At 75.8% G+C, this 20,323-nt stretch carries 23 protein-coding genes and 1 pseudogene; 14 read left to right on the top strand and 10 right to left on the bottom strand.

Features of this window, described 5'->3' with window-relative positions; translation table 11 throughout:
• Positions 1-30 precede the first annotated feature (30 nt).
• On the top strand, positions 31-657 hold the full coding sequence (locus REH70_RS13895; protein WP_310754304.1) for an SseB family protein: 627 nt from the start codon (positions 31-33) through the stop codon (positions 655-657).
• A gap of 54 nt (positions 658-711) precedes the next feature.
• Here the strand turns inward: REH70_RS13895 and REH70_RS13890 are convergent, their stop codons facing one another.
• From REH70_RS13890 to REH70_RS13880, 3 genes and pseudogenes are all read right to left on the bottom strand, one after another.
• Positions 712-1,038, bottom strand: coding sequence for a spore germination protein GerW family protein (locus tag REH70_RS13890; protein WP_310748085.1), 327 nt, complete (start codon positions 1,036-1,038; stop codon positions 712-714).
• Between the two features lie 115 nt (positions 1,039-1,153).
• Positions 1,154-1,704, bottom strand: a pseudogene (locus REH70_RS13885) (S1C family serine protease).
• Positions 1,705-1,894: 190 nt separating this feature from the next.
• Positions 1,895-2,608, bottom strand: coding sequence for a hypothetical protein (locus REH70_RS13880; RefSeq protein WP_310748081.1), 714 nt, complete (start codon positions 2,606-2,608; stop codon positions 1,895-1,897).
• A gap of 63 nt (positions 2,609-2,671) precedes the next feature.
• On the opposite strand from REH70_RS13880, the gene REH70_RS13875 reads away from it, so the two are divergent.
• Complete coding sequence (locus REH70_RS13875) at positions 2,672-4,069, top strand: MFS transporter (RefSeq protein WP_310748079.1); 1,398 nt, start codon at positions 2,672-2,674, stop codon at positions 4,067-4,069.
• Here REH70_RS13875 and REH70_RS13870 read toward each other — a convergent pair.
• Complete coding sequence (locus REH70_RS13870) at positions 4,057-4,434, bottom strand: DUF1844 domain-containing protein (RefSeq protein ID WP_310748077.1); 378 nt, start codon at positions 4,432-4,434, stop codon at positions 4,057-4,059. The genes REH70_RS13875 and REH70_RS13870 overlap by 13 nt on opposite strands.
• A gap of 334 nt (positions 4,435-4,768) precedes the next feature.
• Between REH70_RS13870 and infC the strand changes: the two genes are divergently transcribed.
• The 9 genes from infC (at position 4,769) to glsA (ending at position 13,405) form a co-directional block, all read left to right on the top strand.
• Entirely contained in the window at positions 4,769-5,872 is a 1,104-nt protein-coding gene (infC, locus tag REH70_RS13865; RefSeq protein ID WP_310748075.1) for a translation initiation factor IF-3, read from the top strand.
• A 101-nt stretch (positions 5,873-5,973) separates the two neighbouring features.
• Positions 5,974-6,168 (top strand): 50S ribosomal protein L35, encoded by a 195-nt coding sequence (gene rpmI / locus REH70_RS13860; protein ID WP_310748072.1) that lies wholly within the window; start codon positions 5,974-5,976, stop codon positions 6,166-6,168.
• Between the two features lie 64 nt (positions 6,169-6,232).
• Positions 6,233-6,628: a 50S ribosomal protein L20 gene (gene rplT, locus REH70_RS13855; protein ID WP_310748069.1), complete on the top strand. Its 396-nt coding sequence runs from the start codon at positions 6,233-6,235 to the stop codon at positions 6,626-6,628.
• A 55-nt stretch (positions 6,629-6,683) separates the two neighbouring features.
• Complete coding sequence (locus REH70_RS13850) at positions 6,684-7,520, top strand: RNA methyltransferase (protein ID WP_310748067.1); 837 nt, start codon at positions 6,684-6,686, stop codon at positions 7,518-7,520.
• Between the two features lie 44 nt (positions 7,521-7,564).
• Positions 7,565-8,212, top strand: coding sequence for an RNA 2',3'-cyclic phosphodiesterase (gene thpR / locus REH70_RS13845; RefSeq protein WP_310748064.1), 648 nt, complete (start codon positions 7,565-7,567; stop codon positions 8,210-8,212).
• 65 nt (positions 8,213-8,277) lie between these two features.
• Positions 8,278-9,333, top strand: a complete 1,056-nt coding sequence (pheS, locus tag REH70_RS13840) for a phenylalanine--tRNA ligase subunit alpha (RefSeq protein ID WP_310748061.1) — start codon at positions 8,278-8,280, stop codon at positions 9,331-9,333.
• Positions 9,333-11,921 (top strand): phenylalanine--tRNA ligase subunit beta, encoded by a 2,589-nt coding sequence (gene pheT, locus REH70_RS13835; protein WP_310748058.1) that lies wholly within the window; start codon positions 9,333-9,335, stop codon positions 11,919-11,921. The genes pheS and pheT overlap by 1 nt, the downstream gene beginning before the upstream one ends.
• Before the next feature lie 2 nt (positions 11,922-11,923).
• Positions 11,924-12,400 (top strand): GNAT family N-acetyltransferase, encoded by a 477-nt coding sequence (locus REH70_RS13830; RefSeq protein ID WP_310748055.1) that lies wholly within the window; start codon positions 11,924-11,926, stop codon positions 12,398-12,400.
• Between the two features lie 66 nt (positions 12,401-12,466).
• Positions 12,467-13,405 (top strand): glutaminase A, encoded by a 939-nt coding sequence (gene glsA, locus REH70_RS13825; RefSeq protein WP_310748052.1) that lies wholly within the window; start codon positions 12,467-12,469, stop codon positions 13,403-13,405.
• An 85-nt stretch (positions 13,406-13,490) separates the two neighbouring features.
• Here the strand turns inward: glsA and REH70_RS13820 are convergent, their stop codons facing one another.
• From REH70_RS13820 to REH70_RS13810, 3 genes are read right to left on the bottom strand one after another with little or no spacing between them, the layout of a single operon-like run.
• Positions 13,491-13,763, bottom strand: coding sequence for a metal-sensitive transcriptional regulator (locus REH70_RS13820; protein ID WP_310748049.1), 273 nt, complete (start codon positions 13,761-13,763; stop codon positions 13,491-13,493).
• Between the two features lie 38 nt (positions 13,764-13,801).
• Positions 13,802-14,161 carry a rhodanese-like domain-containing protein gene (locus REH70_RS13815; protein WP_310748046.1) on the bottom strand — a complete coding sequence of 120 codons (360 nt, stop codon included), beginning with the start codon at positions 14,159-14,161 and terminating at the stop codon, positions 13,802-13,804.
• Positions 14,158-15,891 (bottom strand): FAD-dependent oxidoreductase, encoded by a 1,734-nt coding sequence (locus tag REH70_RS13810; RefSeq protein ID WP_310748044.1) that lies wholly within the window; start codon positions 15,889-15,891, stop codon positions 14,158-14,160. The genes REH70_RS13815 and REH70_RS13810 overlap by 4 nt, the downstream gene beginning before the upstream one ends.
• Positions 15,892-16,108: 217 nt before the next feature.
• Here REH70_RS13810 and REH70_RS13805 point away from each other — a divergent pair, with 217 nt between their 5' ends.
• The 3 genes from REH70_RS13805 (at position 16,109) to REH70_RS13795 (ending at position 18,080) form a co-directional block, all read left to right on the top strand.
• A complete protein-coding gene (locus tag REH70_RS13805; protein WP_310748042.1) occupies positions 16,109-16,498 on the top strand; it encodes a hypothetical protein in 390 nt (129 codons plus the stop codon).
• 256 nt (positions 16,499-16,754) lie between these two features.
• A complete protein-coding gene (locus REH70_RS13800) occupies positions 16,755-17,489 on the top strand; it encodes an alpha/beta hydrolase (RefSeq protein ID WP_310748039.1) in 735 nt (244 codons plus the stop codon).
• Positions 17,490-17,573: 84 nt separating this feature from the next.
• Entirely contained in the window at positions 17,574-18,080 is a 507-nt protein-coding gene (locus tag REH70_RS13795; RefSeq protein WP_310748037.1) for a GyrI-like domain-containing protein, read from the top strand.
• 19 nt (positions 18,081-18,099) lie between these two features.
• Here REH70_RS13795 and REH70_RS13790 read toward each other — a convergent pair whose 3' ends face one another.
• The 3 genes from REH70_RS13790 to REH70_RS13780 form a co-directional block, all read right to left on the bottom strand.
• Positions 18,100-18,630, bottom strand: coding sequence for a GNAT family N-acetyltransferase (locus REH70_RS13790; protein ID WP_310748034.1), 531 nt, complete (start codon positions 18,628-18,630; stop codon positions 18,100-18,102).
• Entirely contained in the window at positions 18,627-19,262 is a 636-nt protein-coding gene (locus tag REH70_RS13785) for a DsbA family oxidoreductase (RefSeq protein ID WP_310754303.1), read from the bottom strand. The genes REH70_RS13790 and REH70_RS13785 overlap by 4 nt, the downstream gene beginning before the upstream one ends.
• A gap of 70 nt (positions 19,263-19,332) precedes the next feature.
• Positions 19,333-20,316, bottom strand: a complete 984-nt coding sequence (locus REH70_RS13780) for a quinone oxidoreductase (RefSeq protein WP_310748031.1) — start codon at positions 20,314-20,316, stop codon at positions 19,333-19,335.
• Positions 20,317-20,323: the final 7 nt, after the last annotated feature.

Below are 20,323 nucleotides of genomic sequence, written 5' to 3'. Positions count from 1 at the left end.
CTCGAGCGCTACGCCGCCGGCACGGGATCGCTGACCGACGTCGTCGCCGCGCTCGCCCCGACCCGGGTGCTGGTCCCGGTCCTCGCCGAGCTCGAGGCCGCCGACGTCGTCGTGCACGACGGTCACGAGCACACGGTCGACAAGGAGGCGTCGGCCGGCATCGTCGCGCTGCGCGCCCCGGACGGCCGCACCGCGATGCCGGTGTTCTCGTCGGTGGCCGCGATGCAGGCCTGGCACCCGCACGCGCGCCCGGTGCCCAGCGACGCCGCTCGCGCCGCGCTGTCCGCGGTCGGCGAGGGCTGGGAGGTCGTCGTCCTCGACCCGGGCGGCCCGGTCACCGCGGTGCTCCCGCGCCCCGCGGTGTGGGCGCTGGCCCGCGAGCAGCGGTGGCGTCCCGCCGTGGTCGACGGCGTCGTCGACGCCGAGGTCGTCGCGGCGGTCGCCGACGCCGTCGCGGGGATCGCTGCGGTCGCGGGCGTGCGCGCCGAACCGGGCCGCCGCGCCGAGGTCGCCGTCGTGCTCGCGCTCGTCCCGGGGCTGGACCGGGCTGCGCTGGACGACGTCCTCGCGCGCGTCAACGCCGGTCTCGCCGCGCACGAGGTCGTCGCGGCACGGGTCGACTCGGTCGAGCTGCGCCTGACCCAGGCGCCCGGCTGACCGACGCCGCCACCGGCCGGGGTGCGTCGTCGCGCCCCGGGACGCGGACGGGCGTCAGCCGCGCCGCCGGCCCAGCGCCCAGGCGAGCGCCATCGCGATGAGCGTCCCGGCGACCTGCCCACCGAGGACCACGCGGTTGAGGTCGAGCGCCGGGCGCCAGTGCACCCCGGCGTCGTCGACCACGTAGACGCCGACCGGCCGCACGCGGACGCCGAAGCCGCCCCCGCCGCCCTCGCCCGCCGGGGTGCCGTCCGCCGGGCCCGCATCCGACCCGCCGCCGTCCGGCGTCCCGCCCAGGCCGTAGCCGCCGCCGGTGCCGCCGAGGACCTTCGCGACCGGGATCACCTGCACGCCGTCGCGGGTGTACGCCTCGCCGAACACGCGGCGCACCGTCAGGGCCTCGGCGGCCGCGCGGTTGTGGGCGGCCGGGTCGAAGGGGCGCGGGTGCTGTCCATGACGGTCCTCCGGGGTGGGGCGGGTACCTGGGTGGTGGGGGTCACCCCGCGCAGGACGGGGCGTCGACGAAGGCGGCGGTGTCCTCGAGCAGGGAGCGCAGGGTGCTGACCGGGACGATGAAGCTCTGGTCCAGGGTGTTCTTCGCGTAGACGACGCCGATCACCCGACCGTCCGCGTCGAGCACGGCCGAGCCCGAGCTGCCGGGCTCCACCGCGGCGTCAGTGACCAGCACCTCGCCGAGGTTCTCGTTGAGCGGGTCGGTCGTGCCCCCGATCACGCGGCCGCTCGTCACCGTGAGCCGGCCCCCTCGGGGTACCCGACGACGGTCACCTCGTCGCCCGGGGACGGGTCGGCGTCGGCGAGCTCGGGGACGGCGGGCAGGTCGTCGGTGGTCCGCACGACGGCCAGGTCCGCGAGGCTCGCGGTGCTCGCCGTCGTCGCGGCGAGGTCACGCCCGTCGTACGTGCTCAGCTGCAGCTCGGCGGACTCGGCGACGACGTGCCGGTTCGTGATGAGGGTCCGGGCGTCGATCGCGAACCCGGACCCGGTCGACACCGACCCGCACCCGACGTTGCGGATCCGCACCGCCATGCGCTGCGCCGCGTCGAAGCCGTCGGGGAGAGGTTCCCCGACGTGGTCGGGGTGGCCGGCGGGATCTCCGAGGGGACGAGGTCCACCGGGGTCGGCCCGGGCATCGGCGGCACGTACGCGCACCCGGCCACGAGCAGCCCCGTGAGCACCGCGCCGAGCGTGGCGCGCGCGGCCCCGCGGCCTCGGGCCGTCACCGGTCCGCCAGCTCGGCCTGCAGCGCGTCGTTGGCCTCGGAGGCGGACGCGCACAGCCGCTCGACGTCCGCACCGAATCGCGCGAGCTGGTCGGGGTCGTAGGACGCGGCGTCCCCGAGGTAGGTGATGAGCTGGTCCTGACCCTGCACGCACCGCTCGAGGGCGGAGGCCACCGTCCCGGCCGCCGCGGTCACGCGCGCCTGGTAGTCCAGCAGCTGTGCCTGCGCCTCCCGGTCGTCGCCGATCTGCGCCTTCTCGTCCGCCAGGGCGGTGATGCGCTCCTGCGCGATGGCGAGCTGGCCGCGGACGGCCTCCAGCTCCGCGGTCGCGCCCTCGAGCTCCATCCGGGTCGCGACGAGCTCCGTGCCGATGGCCCGCGCCTGGTCCTCGGTCCACGTGACGCGCTCGCGGTACGCCGTCGTCGTCGCGTAGAGGTAGCCCGCCGCCCCCAGCGTCGCGAGGAGCAGGAGGGTGAGCAGGACGACCGGCCACCGCCGACGCCGCCTGCCGCGCGCAGCGGCCGCGTGGACAGGCGGCACGGCGCCGCCGGTGCCCGCGGCGCCGTGCCGCGCGCCGGTCCGCTCCGGCTGCCCCCACCCGGGGACGCGGTCGGCACCCGCCGTCCCGGAGGACATCCCCGACACCCGGACGGGGACGCCCGGACCGGCCCGGTGGGTCGTCGGCACCTCGGCGGTCGGCTCGTTCGTCACCGCGCCAGGATAGGCACCGCCCTCACGGGTCGGCGTGGACCGCGAGAGCGATATCACGGTGCGGTGCGCCCGGACGGTGCGGGATCATCCCGCGGTGATCCTCGCCCCTACGGGCGCCTGCTGCGGCGCCCCGCTGTGCTGCGCCTCGTGCTCGTCTCGCTCGTGGCGCGTGTGCCGCACGCCACCGTGGGGGTCGTGCTCACCCTGCACGTCGTGGTGACCCTCGACCTCGGGTACGCCCAGGCCGGCCTGGTGGCGGCCGCGATGACGGTCGGCATGGCGCTCGGCGGGCCGTGGCGCGGGCGGCGGGTGGACCGGCTGGGTCTGCGTCGCGCCCTGCTGCCGTCGGTCGTCGTCGAGGCGGCCGTCTGGGCTGCCGCGCCGTTCCTCGGGTACCACGCGCTGATCGGCGCCGGGGTCGTCGCCGGGCTGTTCATGGTCCCGGTGTTCTCGGTGGTGCGGCAATCGCTGTCCGTGCTCGTCCCGCCTGCCGAGCAGCGCACCGCGTTCGCTCTCGACTCCGTCGCGACCGAGCTGACGTTCATGCTCGGGCCGGTGCTCGGCGTCCTGGTCGCCACCACCTGGTCGACGACGGCCGCCCTCGTGGCGATCGGCGTCGCGACCGTCGGTGCCGGGGCGCTGCTCATGTGGTTCGACCCGCCGACCCGCTCGCTCGCCGTCACCCCGGCCGGCCCGGCCGACCCGACCGACCCACGAGCCCAGGTCGAGCAGGCTGGGCAGGTGCAGCCGGTCGCCCGGACGGACGCCGGACCGGCCCTCCAGCGGCCGCGCGTGGTGACACCCGCGCTGCTGGTCACCCTGCTCGCCGCCGGTGCGGCATCGCTCGTGCTCACCGGCACCGACGTCGGGATCGTCGCGTCCCTGGAGGAGTGGGACCGCACCGAGGCGACCGGGTGGATGTTCGCGCTCTGGGCCGGCGGCTCGGCCGTCGGTGGGGTGGTCTACGGCGCCGGGCACCGCTCGGTGCAGCCGCTGACCCTGGTCCTCGTCCTGTCACTGCTGACGGTGCCGGCCGCCCTGGCCGGGACGCCGCTCGTGCTCGCGGTCGCCGTCGTGCTCGCCGGGCTCCCGTGCGCGGCGGCGCTGTCGTCGATCACCGCGACGCTCGTCCGGCTCGTGCCGGAGGAACGGCGCGGCGAGGTCATGGGGTGGAGCGGGTCGGCGATGACCGTCGGGTCGGCGCTCGGTGCGCCGGTGTGCGGCGCGCTCATCGACCGGTCCGGCGCGGGCGCCGGGTTCCTGGTGGCCGGTGCGGTGGGCGCCGTCGTCGCCGGTGGCGGCCTGCTCGTGCTGCGGCTGACCCGGGCGCGCCGTGCCGCGCTGCGCCCGGCCGGCCCGGCCGGCGCTGTGACGGCGACCCCGGTCACGGCGCCGGTCACCGCGCCGGTCACCGCGGCCGCGACCGGCGACGAGGTGCTCGCCGCGGGTCAGCTCACGTAGCCGGTGAACTTCTCCCCGGGGCCCTCACCCGGCGCGTCGGGGTAGGGGGACGCCTCGCGGAACGCGAGCTGCAGGGTGCGCAGCCCGTCACGCAGCGACCGGGCGTGCTGGTTGCCCAGGTCGGTGGCGCTCGCGGTCACCAGCGCGGCGAGGGCCGTGATGAGCTTGCGCGCCTCGTCGAGGTCGAGGAAGTCCGCGCCCTTGGCCCCGGGGGTGTCCTCGCTCAGCCCGCACTTCACCGCGGCGGCGCTCATGAGGTGGACGGCGGCGGTGGTGATGACCTCGACGGCGGCCACGTCGGCGATGTCGCGTGTCGCGGCGGCGGTCGGGTCGTCGGAGGGTGGGGTGGTGGCGTCGGAGGACATGCGCCGATCCTCTCACCGGGGCCGGCGAGGAGGGGGTCGGCCGGGCGTCCACGGCGGGATCGCCCGGGTGGCGCGTGTCACTGCGGCCGCCCGGGGGCCGGTGCCGACCGGGTGGTACGCTCGTCGTCGACCAATCGGTCAGTCGTGCCCGCACCCCGGTGCGCTCGGCCGGCCGATGCACAAGTGGAGCTGATCCCACCCAGGTGCCGACCGCCTCTCGGGGCAACAGGTGCCGGGTCCGGTCCGAGAGCGTGGTGACGGCCAGAGGTCGTCGGTGCGCTCGGGTCGCCGGTGCATCCCGCACCTGGCGACGCGGATCCATCGGCCCTCGCCTGTGCCCACGGACGAGGGCCTTTCTCGTCCGTGGTGGAAACACTGCGAGCACGAGGAGCCCCACATCAGCGAGCCCCGCATCAACGATCGGATCCGCGTCCCCGAGGTCCGGCTCGTCGGCCCCGCCGGGGAGCAGGTCGGCATCGTCCGCGTGGAGGACGCTCTGCGGCTGGCGCAGGAGTCGGACCTCGACCTGGTCGAGGTCGCCCCCGACGCACGCCCGCCCGTCTGCAAGCTCATGGACTTCGGCAAGTTCAAGTACGAAGCCGACATGAAGGCGCGCGAGGCCCGGCGCAACCAGACGAACACGGTCCTCAAGGAGATCCGTTTCCGGCTGAAGATCGACCCGCACGACTACGGCACCAAGAAGGGCCACGTCGAGCGGTTCCTCAAGGCCGGCGACAAGGTCAAGGTCATGATCATGTTCCGTGGCCGTGAGCAGTCGCGCCCGGAGATGGGCATCCGGCTGCTGCAGCGCCTCGCCGAGGACGTCGCCGAGCTCGGCTTCGTCGAGAGCTCGCCGAAGCAGGACGGCCGCAACATGATCATGGTGCTCGGCCCCACGAAGAAGAAGGCCGAGCAGAAGCAGGAGCAGCGTCGCGCCGCCCGGGACACCCCCGACGAGGAGCGCCGTCCGGCTGCCCGGGCGACCGCCCCGGCGCCGCGGGTCGTCGCACCGGCGTCCCCGCCCGCGTCCGCACCGGCACCCCAGCCGGCACCGGAGGCCGCTCCGGCGCAGCCCGCTGCCGCCGAGACGCCGGCGGCGCCGTCGGCCGAGGCCCCTGCCGCCCAGCCGGCGCCGTCGGCCGCTCCCGCTGCACCGCGTCCGGCTGCTGCGCCGCGTCCCGCGGCGGCCGCCCGCCCGGCCGCTGCTGCACGGCCGGCGTCGGCTCGTCCGGCGTCGACCCCGGCTCGTCCGGCGGCGGCTCCGGCTCGTCCCGCTGCGCAGACCCCGGCGCCCTCCTCCGCCCCGGCGGAGGAGACACCGGCTCCGGCGCCGCGTCCGACCCCGGCCGCCGTCAAGCCGGTGCCCGCCAAGCCGTCCGCACGGCCCGGCGCCGCCAAGCCGGGGGCCCCGCGTCCGCCGGCCGGCGGGACGGCCTGACCGACCAGCACCACCCAGCACTGCGCGGAGGTCCATCGACCGCCGCAACGACGCCAGTCGCGTGAGGTCCGCGCGATGTGACCGACAGGAGAACGGCTCCCATGCCGAAGAACAAGACGCACTCCGGTGCGAAGAAGCGTTTCCGGATCACCGGGAGCGGCAAGGTCATGCGCGAGCAGGCGGGAACCCGTCACCTGCTCGAGCACAAGTCGAGCCGTCGGACGCGCCGCCTCTCGACCGACCAGGTCGTCTCCCCGGCCGACACGTCGAAGATCAAGAAGCTCCTCGGCAAGTGAGCCTCGCGGGCGCCTGCGCCCGCACCCCTGTAACCCCTGAGCCCCACTACGCAAGGAGCATCACGTGGCACGCGTGAAGCGGGCGGTCAACGCCCACAAGAAGCGCCGCACAACCCTCGAGCGCGCAGCCGGCTACCGCGGCCAGCGCTCGCGCCTGTACCGCAAGGCGAAGGAGCAGGTCACCCACTCCCTCGTCTACGCCTACCGTGACCGCAAGGTCCGCAAGGGCGACTTCCGCAAGCTGTGGATCCAGCGCATCAACGCGGCGTCCCGCGCGAACGGCCTGACCTACAACCGCCTCATCCAGGGCCTCAAGCTCGCGGGTGTGGAGGTCGACCGCCGCGTGCTGGCCGACATGGCCGTCAACGACGCCGCCGCCTTCGCGGCCCTCGTGCAGGTGGCCAAGGCCGCCCTGCCCGCGGACGTCAACGCGCCCGCCGCGCCGGTGACCGCGGCCTGACCGTCGCCGACGCAGCAGCACACCCCCGAACGCCCGGACACCGGCAGACCTCGTCATGACGTCGCCGGCCGGACCCGAGCTGACCAACCCCCGCGCGGAGCGGGTCAAGGCAGCGCGGGCCCTGTCCGGGCGTTCGGCGCGTCTGCGCACCGGACGCTTCCTCGTCGAGGGCCCGCAGGGCGTCCGCGAGGCGGTGCGCGAGGCCCCGGACCGCGTCCGCGACCTGTACCTGACCCCCACGGCGGCCCAGCGGTACCCGGAGATCGTCACGGATGCCGCGGACCGCTCGGTGCGGGTGCGCATGGCGAGCGAGGACGTCGTCGCGGCGATGAGCCCGGACGCGCAGGGCGTCCTCGCGGTCGTCGACATGCACGACCCCGGCCTGGCTGCCGTGCTGGCCGCGCGCCCGCGGCTCGTCGCCGTGCTCGCCCGCGTCCGCGACCCCGGCAACGCCGGCACCGTCATCCGGGCCGCCGACGCCGCCGGGGCGGACGCCGTCGTCCTCACCGCCGAGAGCGTCGACGTGCACAACCCCAAGGTGGTCCGGTCGACCGCAGGGTCGCTGTTCCACCTGCCGGTCACCGCCGGCGCGAGCCTCGCCGAGGTCACCGCCGCCCTGCGCGACGCCGGCCTGGGCATCCTGGCCGCGGACGGCGCGGGGGAGCACGACCTCGACGACCTGCTGGACGTCGCCGGCGGCTCCGGGACGGTCCCGGACCTGTCCCGGCCGACCGCGTGGGTGTTCGGCAACGAGGCGTGGGGGCTGCCCGAGGCGGACCGCGCTCTCGCGGACGCCGTGGTCCGGGTGCCGATCCGCGGGCGCGCCGAGTCGCTCAACCTCGCGACCGCCGCCACGGTGTGCCTGTACGCCTCCTCGCGCGCGCAGCGCTGACGCCGGCGTCCGCCGCCCGACCGCCACACACCTCCGGAGGCACCGTGCGTCTGTTCGCCGCCGTCCAGCCACCCGAGCACGTGCTCGCGCACCTCGAGCGCGCCCTCGCCGCCGTCCGCGGTCCGGACGAGGACGCCGGCGGCGTCGGCCCGCTGCGGTGGGCGGCCCTGGAGGACCGGCACGTCACGCTCGCGTTCTTCGGCGAGGTGCCCGACGGCGCCGCGCCGGACCTCGCGGACGGGCTCGCCGCGATCGCCGCGGCGCACGCCCCGTTCCGGTCCCAGCTGCGCGGCGCCGGTGTGTTCGACCGGCGGGTGTTCTGGATCGGCGTCGGCGGCGACGTGGACGCGCTCGGTGCGCTGACGGCGGAGTGCGTCGGGCTCGGCGAGGAGGTCACCGGCCGCACCGACAGCCGCGTCCGGTCGCGGTCGCACTTGACCGTCGCCCGCGTGCGCTCGCAGGCCCGGGCCCGCCCCCGGCCGTACCGGCGTCGCGAGACGACGGCCGGGCCCGCCGGGCCGGACCGGGTCGCCGCGCTGTCGCACGCGCTCGCGGTGTACTCCGGGCCCGAGTGGACCGTCGAGGACTTCGCCCTGGTGTCCTCGCGCCCCGGCGAGGGGCGCGGTGGGGGACCGGCGTACACGACCGAGGCGACCCTCGCGCTCGGCCACGCGTCGTCGTCGGGCACCTGACCGGGGCGAGCGCCCCCTAGACTCCTCGGGGCCGCGAGGCCCGTCGCACTCCCCGGAAGGCTCGGATGTCCACCCCAGAAACCCCCGCCCTGTCGCCGCTCGACGCCGACGCCGTCGAGGCCGCGCTGACCCAGGCGCTGGCCGCCGTCGCCGCCGCGACCGACCTCGACGCGCTGAAGGCCGCACGGCTGGCCCACTCCGGTGACCGCAGCCCGCTCGCGCTCGCGAACCGCGAGATCGGACGCCTGGCCCCGGCGGACAAGGCGGTCGCCGGCAAGCTGCTCGGCTCGGTCCGCGGACGGCTCAACGCCGCCATCGCTGCGCGAGGCGCCGAGCTCGAGGCCGAGCGCGACGCGCGGGTGCTGGTGGAGGAGACGGTCGACGTCACCCTCCCGGTCGACCGGACCCCGCGCGGTGCTCGGCACCCGCTCGAGCTGCTCCAGGAGCGGATCGCCGACGTGTTCGTCGCGATGGGCTGGGAGATCGCCGAGGGCCCCGAGGTCGAGGCGGAGTGGTTCAACTTCGACGCGCTGAACTTCGGCCCCGACCACCCCGCCCGGCAGATGCAGGACACGTTCTTCGTCGAGCCCGCCGACGCCGGCCTCGTGCTGCGCACGCACACCTCGCCCGTGCAGGCGCGCACGCTGCTGTCCCGCGACCTGCCGGTCTACATCGCCTGCCCCGGCAAGACCTTCCGGACCGACGAGCTCGACGCGACCCACACCCCGGTGTTCCACCAGGTCGAGGGCCTCGCGATCGACAAGGGCCTGACGATGGCGCACCTCAAGGGCACGCTGGACCACTTCGCCAAGGCGATGTTCGGCCCCGAGTCGCGCACCCGGCTGCGGCCCGCGTTCTTCCCGTTCACCGAGCCCAGCGCCGAGATGGACTTCTGGTTCCCGCAGAAGAAGGGCGGGCCCGGCTGGATCGAGTGGGGCGGCTGCGGCATGGTCAACCCGAACGTGCTGCGCGCGTGCGGCGTGGACCCCGACGTCTACTCCGGCTTCGCGTTCGGCATGGGCATCGAGCGCACCCTCATGTTCCGCCACGGCATCGCCGACATGCACGACATGGTCGAGGGCGACGTCCGCTTCTCCCAGCAGTTCGCAGGAGTCCTCTGATGCCCCGCATCCCGCTGTCCTGGCTCGCCGAGCACGTCGCCCTGCCCGCCGGGGCGACCGCCGAGTCCGTCGCCGCCGACCTCGTGCGGGTCGGGCTCGAGGAGGAGGCCATCCACCCGGCCGCCGTCACGGGTCCGCTCGTGATCGGGGAAGTGGTGTCCGTTTCGCCTGAGGCGCAGCGGAACGGCAAGACCATCAACTGGTGCCGGGTCGACGTCGGGCCTGAGCACGGCGAGGTGCGCGAGGACGGGACCGTCGGCCCGCGCGGCATCGTGTGCGGCGCGCACAACTTCGACGTCGGCGACCGCGTCGTGGTCGCGCTGCCGGGCGCCGTGCTGCCCGGGCCGTTCCCGATCGCGTCCCGCAAGACCTACGGCCACGTGTCCGACGGCATGATCTGCTCGGCCCGCGAGCTCGGGCTGGGCGAGGACCACGACGGGATCATCGTCATCTCCCGGATGGGCCTGGACGCCGAGCCCGGCACCGACGCGCGCGAGCTGCTCGGGCTGGGCGAGGAGGTCCTCGAGATCAACGTGACCCCGGACCGCGGGTACTGCTTCGCGATGCGGGGTGTCGCCCGCGAGTACGGGCACTCCACCGGTGCGGCGTTCACCGACCCCGGCCTCCCGGGGACCGTGACGGACGTCGCCGCGGTGACCCGCCCCGCGGCGGGCGGCTTCGCCGTCGAGATCGCCGACGACGCCCCGATCGACGGCGCCCCGGGCTGCGACCGCTTCGTCGCGCAGGTCGTGCGCGGCGTCGCCGCGTCCGGGCCGTCCCCGACGTGGATGCAGCGCCGCCTGACCCAGGCCGGGATGCGCCCCATCTCGCTCGCCGTCGACGTCACGAACTACGTCATGCTCGACCTCGGCCAGCCCCTGCACGCCTACGACCTCGGCCTCGTCGCCGAGCCCGTCGTCGTGCGCCGGGCGCGCCCGGACGACGCCCTGACGACGCTGGACGACGTCGAGCGCACGCTGCACCCCGAGGACCTCGTCATCACCGACAGCCCCGAGGGGCGCACCGGCGCACGCGTGCTCGGCCTGGCCGGGGTCATGGGTGGCGCCCAGACCGAGGTCAGCGCGGTGACCACCGATCTGCTGCTCGAGGCCGCGCACTTCGACCCCGTCTCGGTCGCGCGGACCAGCCGCCGGCACCGCATCCCCAGCGAGGCCGCCAAGCGCTTCGAGCGCGGCGTCGACCCGCAGGTCGCGCGGGTCGCGGTCGCCCGGGCTGTCGACCTGCTCGTCGCCCACGGCGGCGGCGTGGCCGACGACGCCCTGACGGACGTCGACCGCACGCCCACCGAGCCGACGGTCGAGCTCGCCGTCGACCTCCCGGCCCGGCTCGTCGGTGTCCCGTACACGCCCGCCGAGGTGACCGAGACCCTCGAGGCCATCGGGTGCCGCGTCGCGCCGTCCGGTGACACCGACCGCGCCACGCTGCACGTCACCGTCCCGTCCTGGCGACCCGACCTGCGCGTCGGCGTCGACCTCGTCGAGGAGGTCGCGCGGCTGCGCGGCTACGACGCGATCCCCTCCGAGCTCCCGGCGGCGCCGTCCGGCCGCGGGCTCACGCCCGAGCAGCGTGCCCGCCGCGCGGTCGCCACCGCGCTCGCCGATGACGGCTGGACGCAGACGCTGTCCTACCCCTTCGTCGGGGCCGAGCAGCACGACGCCCTGGGCCTGCCCGCCGACGACGCCCGCCGCCGCGCCCTGCGGCTGGCGAACCCGCTCGCCGACACGCAGCCGGAGATGCGCACGAACCTGCTCACGACGCTGCTGGAGACGGCGCGGCGCAACGTGGGCCGGGGCGCGACCGACGTCGCGCTGTACGAGATCGGCCTGGTGACCCGGCCGCTCCCGGACGCCCCGCCCGCGCCGCAGCTGCCCGGCGGCGTCCGGCCGTCTGACGACGACCTCGCGCGGCTCGCCGCGGCGGTCCCGCCGCAGCCGCGCCGGGTGGCCGGCTTCCTCGCCGGTGCCCGCGAGCGGGCCGGCTGGTGGGGTCCGGGGCGTCGCGGTGACCACGCCGACGCGATCGCCGCCGCGCTGCTGGTCGCGCGGACGGTCGGCGTGACCGTGCAGGTCCGCGCCGACGCCGACCACGCGCCGTGGCACCCCGGCCGCACCGCCCGGGTCGAGCTGGCCGACGGGACGCTCGTCGGGCACGCCGGCGAGCTGCACCCGCAGGTGCTCGCCCGCCTCGACCTGCCGGCCCGGTCGGTCGCGTGGGAGGTCGACCTCGACGTCCTGCTCGGCGCCGCGCCGCGTGAGCCGCTGCAGGCCCTGCCCGTGTCCACCTTCCCGGTGGGCAAGGAGGACCTCGCGCTCGTCGTCGACGCCGACGTCCCGGCCGGGGACGTCGAGGCCGCCGTCCGCGACGGCGCCGGTGACCTGCTCGAGGAGGTCCGGCTGTTCGACGTCTTCACCGGCCCGCAGGTGGGCGAGGGCAAGAAGTCGCTCGCGTTCTCCCTGCGCCTGCGCGCCGCGGACCGCACCCTCACCGCGGCCGACGCCGCCGCGGTCCGGGACGCCGCGGTCGCCGAGGCCGGACGTCGCACGGGCGCCGTGCTGCGCGGCGCCTGAGCGTGGCGGCGCCGGTCCCGGTCCACCCGGTCACGGTCCACCGCGCCGGCGTCCGCGCCGTCGACCCGCTGACGCTCTACGCGATCCTGCGGCTGCGGGTCGACGTCTTCGTCGTGGAGCAGGCGTGCGCGTACCCCGAGCTCGACGGGCGTGACGTCGAGCCGGACGCCGAGCTGTTCTGGGTGAGCGACGGCCCCGACGTGCTCGCCACGCTGCGGCTGCTGCACGACGCCGACGGCGCCCTGCGCATCGGCCGGGTCGCCACGGCCGCGACCGCACGGTCGCGCGGCGTGGCGGCGCAGCTCATGCGGGCCGCGCTGGGCCGTTGCGGCGAGATCGACCCGGCCGCACCCGTCGTGCTCGACGCGCAGGCGCACCTGGCGCACTGGTACGCCCGGTTCGGGTTCGCCGTCGCCGGGGACGGGTTCGACGAGGACGGCATCCCGCACGTGCCGATGCGGCGGGGGCCGGCGGGCTGAGTCCCGGTGATGCGGCGCGGTGAGGACCGGCGCGCGGTCCGGCGAGGCCGCTGACAGCATGGCGTGATGAGCCGCGCCGCCGACGCCCGCACCGTCGACCTCGACGCGCTGCGCGAGCGCGTGCTGGGGGAGCAGGGCGGATCGGTGGACGACAGCATCCCGCAGCTCGCGGACGCCGACCCGGACCTGTGCGGGCTCGCTCTCGTGCTGACGGACGGCACCGTGCGGGGCAGCGCCCAGGCCGACGTCGCCTTCAGCGTGCAGTCCGCCGTCAAGCCGTTCCTCTTCGCGCTGGCGCTGCTCGACACCGACGGCGAGGCGCTGGACCGCATCGGCATCGAGCCGACCGGCGAGGCCTTCGACGCGATCAAGCTCGAGACCGGCACCGGCCGACCGCCGAACCCCATGGTGAACGCCGGTGCGCTCCTCACCGCCGCGATGGTCGACGGGGACGACGTCGCCGCCCGCGAGGAGCGCATCGTGCGTGGCCTGTCCGCGTTCGCCGGCCGGGACCTCGAGGTGGACGAGGACGTCGCCCAGAGCGAGCACCTCCTGGGTGACCGCAACCACGCCCTGGCGCACCTCATGCGGGCCGAGGGCACGCTGAGCGTGGGAGCCGACGACGCCGTCGCGGTCTACGCCCGCGCGTGCGCGGTGCTGGTCGACGCCCGTGCGCTGGCCGTCATGGGCGCGACGCTCGCCTTCGGAGGCGTCAACCCCGTCTCCGGGGAGCGGGTCGTCCCCGAGGGCGTGGCGCGCGACGTCGTGTCGGTCATGGCCACGTGCGGCGTCTACGACGGCTCCGGCCGGTGGATGCGCGGCGTCGGCGTTCCCGCGAAGTCGAGCGTGTCCGGCGCCATCGTCCTCTCGGCGCCGGGGGTCCTCGGCGGCGCCGTGATCAGCCCGCCCCTCGACGAGCAGGGCACCAGCGTGCGGGGACGCATCGCCTGCGAGGTGCTCAGCGCCGAACTGGACCTGCACGTCTTCGGCTCGCGCTGGTCCTGAGGGGCGGGGACGGCGGTCCGCTCCGCACCACGACGATCGTTCGTGACGCGGTCGTCCGCGTGCGACCGGCTCCGGCGACGCCCGCTCACGCCAGGGACAGGAAGAGCTTCTCCAGCTTCGCGACGTCGAGAGCCGGTGCCTCGCCCGGTGTCTCCGGCTGGGTGAGGCACTGCTTCATGCCCGAGGCGATGATCGCGAACCCCGCCCGGTCCAGGGCGCGGGAGACCGCGGACAGCTGGGTGACGACGTCCTCGCAGCTCTGGCCCTCGTCGAGCATGCGGATGACGGCGGTGAGCTGGCCCTGGGCTCGCTTGAGCCGGTTGCCGACCTTGGCCATCTCGGTGGGATCGAGCTCCATGGGTCCTCCTCGGGGTGCGTCTTGTGGTGGTCGGTGCGTCAGCGGCGGACCGCGCCGCCGGCGGCCTGCCAGGCACCGATGCCGCCGGACAGGCTGGTGGCCTGGAGCCCGAGCCCGCGCAGCTGCTTGGCCGCGATGCGCGAGCGCATCCCGGAGGCGCACATGACCACGACCGGGGCGTCCTTCGGCAGACGCCGCGGGGCGACGGAGACGTCGCTCAGCGGCACGTGCACGGCCTGCGGCGCGTGCCCCGTGCTCCACTCGGTCCGCTCCCGGACGTCGAGGAGGCCGGCGCCGTCACGGACGAGCCGTACGGCGGTCGGTCCGTCGATCGTCGACGGGAGGCTGCTCGGGTCGGTACGACCGAGCAGGCGGTCGAGGGTGTCGCGCAGGCTCATGCGTGGGCTCCTTCGGGGGTGGCGACCAGGTCGGGTCGGGCGGTGGTGAGGCTGAGCCAGCCGCCGGACAGGTTGCGGGCGTCCAGGCCGGCCTGGAGCAGGACGCGGGTGGCGATGAAGGAACGCACCCCGCTGGCGCAGTGCACCGCGACCGGGCGGCCGTCGGCCGCGTCGCGGACCTCGTCGAGGCGCCCCCGCAGCTCGGTGTGCGGGATGTTGAGCGCGCCGGGCAGGTGACCGCGGTCGAACTCGGCGCGGGAGCGCGCGTCCAGGACCAGGCTCGTGGCCAGCACGTCGTCGACCTCTGACGCGCTCCACTGCGGCATGGTGCCGTCGAGGACGTTCTGCGCGACGAAGCCGAGCATGTTCACCGGGTCCTTGGCCGAGCCGTACGGCGGGGCGTACGCGAGCTCGAGCTCGGCGAGGTCGTCGGCCGTCATCCCCGCGCGCAGCGCGGTCGCCAGCACGTCGATGCGCTTGTCGACGCCTGCGCGGCCGACGGCCTGGGCGCCGAGCAGGCGACCGTCCGGGGCGAAGCTCGCCACCACGTGGACGGGCTCCGCGCCGGGGAAGTAGCCGGCGTGGTGACCGCCGTGGATCCGGACGACCTCGTGCGCGATCCCGGCGCGCGCCAGGGTCGCCTGGCTCGCACCGGTGACGGCTGCGGTCAGCCCGAACACCCGGACGATCGCCGTGCCGAGGACCGGGGCCTGCGGCGTGGTGCGCCGACCCAGCAGGGAGTCGGCAGCCCGGCGTCCCTGGCGGTTCGCCGGCCCGGCGAGCGGGACCGGCCCCGTCTCGCCGGTGACCGCCTGGACGACCTCGACGGCGTCGCCGACCGCCCAGATGTGCGGGTCGGACGTGCGCTGGTCGGCGTCGACCCGGATCGCGCCGCGGGCGCCGAGCTCCAACCCGGCGTCGCGTGCGAGGTCGCTCGCCGGACGGACCCCGACGTTCACGACGACGACGTCCGCGGTGATCTCGGTGCCGTCGGACAGGGTGACCGTCGCCGCGCCGCCGTCGGCGGGCGTGACGGTGCGGGCCGAGATGCCGAGGTGGAGGCCGACGCCGTGCGCCCCGAGCTCGTCGGCGAGCAGCGGGGCGAGCTCGGCGTCGAGCGGGGGCAGCACGTGGTCGGCGAGCTCGACGAGCTCGACCTGGAGCCCGCGGGCGGTCAGCGCCTCCACGGCCTCGAGCCCGATGAACCCGGCACCGACGACGACCGCGCGTCGGGGACCGTCCGCGGGCAGGTCGGCGACCCGGGCGGTGAGCGCGTCGAGGTCCGGGATCGTGCGCAAGGAGTGCACGGCCGGGTGGTCCAGCCCCTCGATGGGCGGTCGCACGGCGACGGCACCCGGTGCGAGCAGCAGGGCGTCGTACGGGACCTCGTCGACGCCCTGCGCCGTCGCCACGGTGACGGTGCGCGCCTCGCGGTCGATCGCCGTGACGCGGCTGCCCGTGCGGACGTCGAGCGCGAGGGCGGCGCCCAGAGATGCGGGGGTGTGGAGCAGGAGGTCGTCACGACGCTCGATCTCGCCGGACAGGTGGTACGGCAGGCCGCAGTTGGCGAACGAGACGTGGTCGGACTGCTCGAGGACCACGATCGACGCGGTCTCGTCGAGGCGGCGAGCGCGGGCGGCCGCGCTCATGCCACCGGCGACACCACCGACGACGACGATGCGCCGGGGGTTGCGGGACGCTGTGCGGAGGTTGAGAGCATGGCCCGACAATACCCCCGGGGGTATGCATCGATTAACGGCTGCCGCGCGTGGCGCCCGTCACCGCGCCGAGGAGGCCGCCCGGACGAACCGCGCGGCGAGCCCGTCCCACGTCCATGCGCCGAGGACGACACGGCAGCGGGTGCGTCGGCTCGCGCTGGTCCTGACGACGCCGCCCGTGCCGCCCGTGTCGCCCGTGCCGCCGGTGTGCAGGGCCTACGGTGCGGTCATGCACACCGCTGCCCTGGTCGCCTGCTCCGTCCTGGCGTGCCTCGTCGCCTTCCAGGCGTGCCTCGCGCTCGGGGCACCGTGGGGACGTCTCGCGTGGGGTGGCCGGCACGACGGCCCGTTGCCGCGGGGGCTCCGGGTCGCCAGCGGAGTCTCGATCGCCCTGTACGCCGCGATGGGTGCGCTGCTCCTCGCACGGGCCGGGCTCGTCCGGCCGGTCGCTCCCGACGGCGTCGTCCGGGTGCTCTCCTGGGTGCTCGTCGGGTACCTCGCGCTCGGCGTGGTGATGAACGCGCTCTCCCGCAGCCGGGCCGAGCGGGTCGTCATGACACCGACGGCGCTCGTGCTCGCCGCGTGCAGCGCGGTGGTCGCGGCGGGACCGCCGGCGTGAGCGCCCCCGGCCACGACGGCCTCGACCCCGGTCTGCGCCGGATGGCGCCGGTGCTGCACGCGATCACGGCGCGGACCCCGCAGGGCTACCGGCGTCAGGTGCGCGTGGTCAACGCGCTCACCCGTCGGCCGCGTCGATCGCGTCCGTCCCGTCCCCGCGTCCGCGGCGGGATCGAGCGGAGCCAGCGGTGGATCACACGTCGCGACGGGTCGCCGCTGCGTCTGCTCGTCATCCGCCCGGCGGCCGCCCGGACGGGGTGGCCGCCGTCCTGTGGATCCACGGTGGCGGTTACGCGATCGGGACGCCGGAGCAGAGCCGCGCGACCGCGGAGCGGCTCGTGGCCGCGTCGGGCTGCGTGGTCGTCCTGCCCGACTACCGGCTCTCCACCGAGGCGCCCTACCCCGCCGCCCTCGACGACTGCGAGGACGCCCTGCGGTGGCTGCGGGACTCGGCCGCCGGGCTCGGTGTCGCCGACGACCAGCTCATGGTCGGTGGCGAGAGCGCCGGAGGCGGTCTTGCCGCGGCGCTCACCCTGCTCGCCCGCGACCGCGGGGAGGTGGCCATCGCCTTCGCGATGCCGCTGTACCCGATGATCGACGACCGGCCCACCGGCTCCTCGCGCGACAACGGCGCTCCGGTCTGGAACACCGCCACCAACGAGGGTGCCTGGGATCTGTACCTCGGCGCCCTCCGGGGTGGCGATGTCCCCACGTACGCGGCACCGGCCCGCGCCGAGGACCTGCGTGGCCTGCCGCCCACGCTGACGTTCGTCGGTGACGCCGAGCCGTTCCACGACGAGGTCGTCGACTACGTCCGTCGCCTCCGCGACGCCGACGTCCCCGTCACGTCCACCGTGTACCCCGGTGCCTTCCACGGGTTCGACCTGGTCGCGCCCTGGGCCCCGGTCAGCCGACAGGCCCGGGCCTTCCTGCTCGACGGCTTCCGTCACGCCGTCGCGACCCTCCGCGCTCCTCAGCCCGCGGGCGACTGAGGCGACGCCTCGCCCGGCAGCGTGCCCGTCCGGTGGCCCACGGGCCACCGATGAGTCCGCGCCCGCGCGGCGGTCCCTACGAGCATGATGACCTCTCCCACGAGCGGACCCGTGATCGTCACGCGGCTCGCGCAGCCGTACGTCGCGATCCGGTGCGTCGTGACCATGCAGACGATGAGCGTGGCCGCGGACCGTATTCCGGACGTGCTGAGCTGGGCGGCGGACCGCGGTGTCGTCCCCTCCGGTGCGCCCTTCTTCCGGTATCTCGTCATCGACATGGAGGCGGACGTCGAGATCGAGGTCGGGGTGCCGGTGGACCGGGGCGTGGACGGCGACGGTGAGGTCACGGCGGGCGTCCTGCCGGGTGGCCGGTACGCCGTCGTCGAGGTCACCGGCCACCCCGACCGGCTCGTCGAGGCGACGGCCGACCTCCTCGACCGGGCCCGCGACGACGGGCTGGTGTGGGACCGGGTCGACACCGACCGTGGCGAGGCCTGGGGCTGCCGGCTGGAGGTCTACCCGACGGACCCTCGCGAGGAACCGGACATGGACCGGTGGCGGACCGAGCTGGTCTTCCGGTTGGCCGACTGAGGGTCGGACCGCCGGACCGTCAGACCGGGCGTGCCAGCAGGGCCACCCGGACCGTGCCGCCCTTGGTCACCTGCTCGCCGACCTGGGCGAACCCGAGCCGGGCATGGAAGGCCAGGGACTGCGGGTTCGGCGGCTCGAGGTTGACCTCGCAGGTGACCTCGGCGAGGCCGAGCGTGCGTGCCCGGCCCAGCACCGCGTCGTACAGCAGCCGTCCCAGGCCGCGGCCGTGGGCGTGCGGGGCGACGACGATGCGGTCGACGTACAGCGACCCCGGCCGGTGCTCGGCGAACCAGCGGAAGTTCTCGCTGACGTAGTCCGCGCCGGGGGCGAGTGCGAGCAGGAAGGCCACCGGGGTGCCGTCGTCGTCGTCGGCGATCGTGATCGCGAGGTCGCAGACGGGGACGTGCGCGGCGAGGGCGGCGGTCCCGAGCGCGTTGACGGCCGGGACGGCGGCGTCGTTGAGGACGGCGAGGGCCGGGACGTCGTCGGGCGTGATCGGGCGGGGGCGCAGGGCGTCGTGCACCGGCGCGCCGGGGAGCGGGCCGGTCATCGCCCGTCCGCAGCCCAGGCGCGCTCGAGCGCCTCGGTGAACAGCTCGGTCGGCTGGGCGCCGGAGACGCCGAGCCGGCGGTCCAGCACGAAGAACGGGACGCCGGAGACCCGCACGGTGCGGCCCTCCTCGAGGTCGGCGAGGACGTCGTCGGTGGCGTCCGTCCCGGCCAGGGACGCGCGCACGTCGTCGGCGTCCAGGCCGACGCCCGCGGCGATGCCGGCGAGCACCTCGCGGTCGTCCACCGCGAGCCCCTGCTCGAAGTGCGCGCTCATGAGCGCCTCGACCATCGCGTCGGCGACCTGCGGGCCACGACGCCGGGCCAGGTGGATGAGCCGGTGCGCGTCGAGGGTGTTCGCCGGCCGGACCGTGTCGAAGCGGTACCGCAGCCCGACGCCCGCGGCGACCTCGGTGACGTGCGCGAACATCTCCTGCACGGACTCCAGCGGCAGCCCCTTGGTCTGCGCGAGCATCTCGGCCTCGCTGAGCGGGGAGCCGACCTCGGCCTCGGGGGAGAGCTGGTAGCTGCGCCACCGGACCTGCACCTGCTCACGGTGGGGGAAGGCCTCGAGCGCGGCGGCGAACCGGCGTCGGCCGATGTAGCACCACGGGCAGGCGACGTCGGACCAGATCTCGACGAGCAGCGGCCGGGTGCGCGGTGCAGCGGCGAGGGGGCGGTGGGGGAGACGGGTTCGGCGGTGCTCACGGGTGCAGCAGGACCTTTCCGGTGGTGGCGCGACCCTCGAGGGCGCGGTGGGCGTCGGCGGCGTCCGCCAGGGGGAACGTGGCGCCGATGCGGACGTCCAGTCTCCCGGCGAGGACGGCGTCCCACAGGTCACCGGCCCGGTCGAGCAGCTCGGCGCGGGTCGCGACGTAGTGACCGAGCGACGGGCGGGTCAGGTACAGGGACCCGCCGGCGTTGAGCCGCTGCGGGTCGAACGGCGGCACGGGCCCGGACGCTGCCCCGAACAGCGCCAGGCCGCCGCGCGGGCGCAGCGACGCCAGCGAAGCCTCGAACGTCGAGCGGCCGACGCCGTCGAACACGGTGTGCACGCCCGCACCGCCGGTGAGGTCCCGGACGAGCGCCGGCAGCTCGGCCGTGAGGTCGCCGAGCTCGGTGTACCGGATGACGTCGGACGCCCCCGCGGCGCGCGACAGCTCCTCCTTCTCCGTCGACCCCACGGTGGTGATCACGCGGGCGCCGCGCGGGACGGCGAGCTGGGTGAGCAGCAGGCCGACGCCGCCAGCGCCGGCGTGCAGCAGCACGTCCTGGCCCTGCTCGACGGGGAACGTCGACGTCACGAGGTAGTGGGCGGTCAGGCCCTGCAGGAGGAGCGCGGCCGCGACGTCGTCGTCGACGCCGTCCGGCACCGGGACCGCCTCGCGGGCCGGCACGGCGACCTGCTCGGCGTACGAGCCCGCGGCGCCGCTCCAGGCGACGCGGTCGCCGACGGCGAGGTCGTCGACGCCGTCGCCCACCGCGACCACGCGCCCCGCGCCCTCGGAGCCGACGACGTGCGGGTAGGGCATCGGGTAGACGCCGGACCGCCGGTAGGTGTCGATGAAGTTGACGCCCGCCGCGGCGACGTCGACGAGGACCTCGCCGGACGCGGGGGACGGGGCGGGCAGGTCGTCCAGGCTCAGGACGTCGGGTCCGCCGGCGGCGGTGGCGCGGATGGCTCGCATGTCCGGG

Source organism: Cellulomonas sp. ATA003 (genome assembly GCF_031582905.1).
Lineage (GTDB): Bacteria > Actinomycetota > Actinomycetes > Actinomycetales > Cellulomonadaceae > Pengzhenrongella.
The sequence above is the reverse complement of the archived record's forward strand: the minus strand, read 5'-3'. Positions and strand labels throughout refer to the sequence as shown.

Bases quoted from the DNA above. Each gene is read 5' to 3' on its own strand.
- REH70_RS13820 (WP_310748049.1), bottom strand. From the start codon at position 13,763: ATGGAGCTCGATCCCACCGAGATGGCCAAGGTCGGCAACCGGCTCAAG.
- REH70_RS13795 (WP_310748037.1), top strand. From the start codon at position 17,574: ATGATGACCTCTCCCACGAGCGGACCCGTGATCGTCACGCGGCTCGCG.
- REH70_RS13870 (WP_310748077.1), bottom strand. From the start codon at position 4,434: ATGTCCTCCGACGCCACCACCCCACCCTCCGACGACCCGACCGCCGCC.
- pheT (WP_310748058.1), top strand. From the start codon at position 9,333: ATGCCCCGCATCCCGCTGTCCTGGCTCGCCGAGCACGTCGCCCTGCCC.
- REH70_RS13805 (WP_310748042.1), top strand. From the start codon at position 16,109: ATGCACACCGCTGCCCTGGTCGCCTGCTCCGTCCTGGCGTGCCTCGTC.
- glsA (WP_310748052.1), top strand. From the start codon at position 12,467: ATGAGCCGCGCCGCCGACGCCCGCACCGTCGACCTCGACGCGCTGCGC.
- pheS (WP_310748061.1), top strand. From the start codon at position 8,278: ATGTCCACCCCAGAAACCCCCGCCCTGTCGCCGCTCGACGCCGACGCC.
- REH70_RS13815 (WP_310748046.1), bottom strand. From the start codon at position 14,161: ATGAGCCTGCGCGACACCCTCGACCGCCTGCTCGGTCGTACCGACCCG.
- REH70_RS13780 (WP_310748031.1), bottom strand. From the start codon at position 20,316: ATGCGAGCCATCCGCGCCACCGCCGCCGGCGGACCCGACGTCCTGAGC.
- rpmI (WP_310748072.1), top strand. From the start codon at position 5,974: ATGCCGAAGAACAAGACGCACTCCGGTGCGAAGAAGCGTTTCCGGATC.
- REH70_RS13850 (WP_310748067.1), top strand. From the start codon at position 6,684: ATGACGTCGCCGGCCGGACCCGAGCTGACCAACCCCCGCGCGGAGCGG.
- REH70_RS13790 (WP_310748034.1), bottom strand. From the start codon at position 18,630: ATGACCGGCCCGCTCCCCGGCGCGCCGGTGCACGACGCCCTGCGCCCC.